The 3,776-nt window shown below is 59.0% G+C and carries 4 protein-coding genes; 2 read left to right on the top strand and 2 right to left on the bottom strand.

From position 1 onward, the window contains the following. Together RMO15_RS08480 and RMO15_RS08475 are read right to left on the bottom strand one after the other, a co-directional pair. On the bottom strand, positions 1–1,259 hold a 1,259-nt coding region (locus RMO15_RS08480), incomplete at its 3' end, for a UvrD-helicase domain-containing protein (protein ID WP_309710571.1). A gap of 44 nt (positions 1,260–1,303) precedes the next feature. Then, entirely contained in the window at positions 1,304–1,891 is a 588-nt protein-coding gene (locus RMO15_RS08475) for a hypothetical protein (protein ID WP_309710568.1), read from the bottom strand. 453 nt (positions 1,892–2,344) lie between these two features. On the opposite strand from RMO15_RS08475, the gene RMO15_RS08470 reads away from it, so the two are divergent. Together RMO15_RS08470 and RMO15_RS08465 are read left to right on the top strand one after the other, a co-directional pair. Beyond that, positions 2,345–3,475, top strand: coding sequence for a hypothetical protein (locus tag RMO15_RS08470; RefSeq protein ID WP_309710566.1), 1,131 nt, complete (start codon positions 2,345–2,347; stop codon positions 3,473–3,475). Between the two features lie 129 nt (positions 3,476–3,604). After that, positions 3,605–3,776: c-type cytochrome domain-containing protein (locus RMO15_RS08465; protein ID WP_369016092.1), on the top strand; the 172-nt coding region annotated here is incomplete at its 3' end.

Here is a 3,776-nt window from a genome sequence, read left to right as displayed (position 1 = left end):
GCCCCGGAGCGGTTGATGTCCTGGTACTCGTCCACCAAGACCTGCCGCCACTTCGCCCGCTCCCCAGCCAGCACATCCGAGTAGCTCTCCAGCAGGCGCAGGGGCCGCACGACCAGGTCGGCAAAGTCCAGCGCCCCGTGCTCTTTGAGCAAGCCCTCGTAGGCAGCGTAGAGCCGGGCAATGTCTTGCCAGATCTCGTCGCCGCTTGTCTCTGCACGCTGTGCCACCTCCTCGGGAGTCAGGCCGCTCTCTTTCACTTTCGAGATTGCTCGGAGAGCCTCGGGGAGGGGGTAGGCGGGGTCGTGTAAGTACCGTAGTGGCCCTAGCTCCAGCGCGGCGATCCGGCGCTCTAGAAGCGCAAACGCCTCGGCTTCGGTGAGCATGAGGGGGCGCGGCGGGAGCCCTGCAAGCTTCCAATGGCGGCGCAGCAGATCTAATCCATACGAGTGAAACGTGGTAATCGCCGCCCGTGCTGCAATCGTCTCGTCCTCGCTGGCGATTCGCTCCTGCATCTCGGCGGCGGCTTTTCGGGAGAACGTCAAGGCTAGGATATTCTCGGGACGGACATTTTTCTCGCGCACCAGAAACAAAACCCGCGCCGTCAGTGTGCGCGTCTTGCCCGTGCCAGGCCCCGCTCCCACCAGAAGCGGCCCGTAGTCAGCCTTGGCGGCGGCCTCCTGGGAGTCATCAAGGCCCGTTGCCAGACTCTTCTCCACAGGCGTCTTTTCTAAAATCGGCAGTACCAGCGGCGCGGTGAGCTGCGCGATGATCGTGGCGAGCGGCAGGCCCAGCGCCTCGGCCATCTCCACTGCGTCGAGCCTGTCGTCAATAAAGAGCTTGCGGGCCAGCGGTGCAGGCAGCAGAAACTCTCGGGCGTAGACATTGGCCTCGGTCTCACGGCGCTGTTTGGGGCCGTAGCCACTTCCCGCGCTCTCCGGAATCTCCGCCAGATCGCCTTCGTCGCAGCGGCATTCCTCGGGGCTATGGTGGAGCTTCAAGTGTCCCAGCTCGTGGGCGAGAATCAGCCGCCGCTCTTCGGGCTTGGCATCGTCGCGCACCCAGACTGCCGAGGCTTCGACATCTAAAACCGCATGAGCCATAAACAGCAGCGGGTCGCGGCGTGGGCGCGGGCGAACCGTCAGCCCTGCGGCGGCGAAGGCGGCCTCCAGCAAGGCATCGGCATTTGTACCTAAAGTATCGGGAAGGGCATCGCGGTCGGCGCGGGCATGAATACGAGCACGGCTCCAGTCAGAGATCACGCGCTATTGTAGGCCGAAAAACGCCCGTTTGCCCGAACTGCGTTTTAGAGCCCAAGCAGTCGCACTAGCTCGTCGCCGGAGAGAGTTACCGTGTTGTTGGTATTTTTTGCATCCGTGTAAGCGGAGCCAGAGCGCACGCTCGTGTCGCCTCGAATCAGCCTGAAGGTAGTCGTATCATACATCTGTGCTAGAAGAACCTTGGGCTCTCTCGGGTTCCACTCTCCCTCAACCCCGACAATCTGTGAGTCCCAGGATCGAAGGCTTCGTACCGCAAAGGGGGTCGCGGTTCCCCCTCTGCCGCCCGTTCCACCCGGCACGATGCGAACCTCAACATTTGGCCCTGTCGTGGCTCTTCCGGCAGTGGATGTGGTCTTCCCTAGGTTGGTGACGGTGGAGTAGATTCGAAAACGCATCATAGGTGTGCGGGAGACCACTTCGACCTTGATGGGAGTGAGTGAGAGATCTACCCCGTCAACCAGGAGCACATCGCGGTTAAACGATGGCTTGGGGAGGACGTTTTGCATGTTCTTGATGGCTTCGGGAGAGAGCCGTGTGACAACCGGATCGTCTGCGCGGGCAATATTGATGAGAGAGAGAGTTGCTGCAAAAGCTAGCAAAATAGTTGTTTTCATGCTTTTCTATCCTTCTAAGGGCCGTGATTTTAAATACACTACCATAAGATGACGGTAATTCACTAAATAACGTGACCATTCTATACTTTAGTTTCCGCTAAAATCGGGTGGCTCACCTAGCCAGCAAGGCATCAAACTTACTGCCATGACATCAGGCTTACTTTAACGTACCGAAAGCACCCCCGATGTCACAGCCCGTTTACCGTATTTGCAACCTGCTAGAGAAGACCCTTCAGGGCATTCCTCAGCGGTGAGTGTGAATGTTTTGTGACGCTTGTATTGTGACCGTTGGGCAGTGGAGCATTTGCCTCTTGCTGGCAAACCAATGCTGGGTTGTAGCCAAGCTTTTTTCTGGGATCGTGTGTGTCGTGCGACCTGTGGTCGTCTTCGTCGTGTGTTGAATCGTCTTCATTTTTCGGAGTTGCCCGTGCGGAAACTAAAGTATAATGCGCTATGCAAAACAAAGACGCACTGAGGTCTCTCTTAGAGCCGCTTTTGAACGAGGCACGTGGCTTGCTGGCGACGGAGCAGGGCATTGAGGAGCGAGTAAGTGTCCTGATCCAGCTCGCACAGGCCGAAGCTGTAATCGGTGAGCCCGAGGCTGCGAAGAAGACCCGCGCGGCAGCCGTGGCGCTCGCTCGCACCGCACCCACCACCGATCCCAAGATAAGCCCGATGCTCTGGCCCACGGTTGCAGTCGCTCACGCCGATGCCGGGGATAGCGTGACAGCCAAAGCTCTCTTTGCCGAGGGCGTACAACGGGCGCAAAAAATTAAAGAGGCCGAGCGGCGCTTCTACAGCCTGGCATGGCTGGCGATCTACCAGGTGAGTCTGAAGAAGGAAAATGCCCTCGCAGCGAGAGCCACGATGGCACTGGCCGTGAAGTCCGCGCCGACGATGGCAGCGAGTGCCAACGGACGCTCTACCCAGATCATCTTCCTCAGAGAGAGTGGGGATTTTGCGGAGGCAAAAACGCGCTTATTGGCAAGTAAGGGTGATGTGGTAAATACGGTGCTGGCTCTGGGCAATCTCGCCACCAAGCAGGCAAAGTCGGGAGATAAAGTGGGGGCTAGGGCAACGCTCGCCGATGCTCTCAAACGTAATCAGACCCTTAAGGAAGCTGTGGAGCGAAGCATGTCCCAGGAATCTTTGCTGGGCTACTTTGTGCAGATCGGTGACGCGGCCACGGCCAAAAAACTTGCAGGCACGGATTCCCAGTCCAGACAGTCCGTTGCCGAGGCGCTGGCGGAGGCAGGCGATGTGGACGGTGCCCGCGCACTCAGCTCAGAACCGATGGCTGCCCTTGTCTACGCTCTTGCCGCGAAAGGGAAAGTGCAGGAGGCGCAGAAAGAGCTGGAGCGTGTACTTGCTAACCCGAACAGCGTCACGATGCAAGACGAGCCGATTCGACTTCTTGGGGCCGTTGCTGCCGCGCAGGCCAAAGCAGGCGACACGGCAGGAGCCACATCCACGTTGGAGAAAGCTCGCAAGCGCATCGAGAGCGACACGACCTTCGGAGACAAGCGCCTGCTGCTCGTCGCCAGCTTGATCGAGAGCATTCGTACGGGCGGCAAGCGCGAGTAATAGCCAATTACGAAGCGATGATGAGTGATGACAAAGGGGAAACCCTCTAAGGTGTCGAAGAGGGACTTCAGAACCATGAACGCTAAAATACTTGCTTCTAGTGCGCTCCTCAGCGCAGCCTGTGTTGGCATGAGCCTGGCAACCCCGCCGGCTCTCCCCCGTTTGACAGGGGCTGAGGGGGCAGTTGTCTTCAACCGGGACATTCGCCCGATCCTCTCCGACAACTGCTTTGCTTGCCACGGCCCAGATAAGAACAAGCGCCAAGCGAACCTGCGCCTCGATGGGCCGAACCGAGCCGTGG

The organism is Armatimonas sp., from assembly GCF_031410135.1.
In the GTDB taxonomy this organism is placed as follows: domain Bacteria; phylum Armatimonadota; class Armatimonadia; order Armatimonadales; family Armatimonadaceae; genus Armatimonas.
The sequence above is the reverse complement of the archived record's forward strand: the minus strand, read 5'-3'. Positions and strand labels throughout refer to the sequence as shown.

What these genes read in the sequence shown, in the direction of transcription:
- RMO15_RS08470 (WP_309710566.1), top strand. Translation starts at nt 2,345, where the DNA reads ATGCAAAACAAAGACGCACTGAGGTCTCTCTTAGAGCCGCTTTTGAAC.
- RMO15_RS08475 (WP_309710568.1), bottom strand. Translation starts at nt 1,891, where the DNA reads ATGAAAACAACTATTTTGCTAGCTTTTGCAGCAACTCTCTCTCTCATC.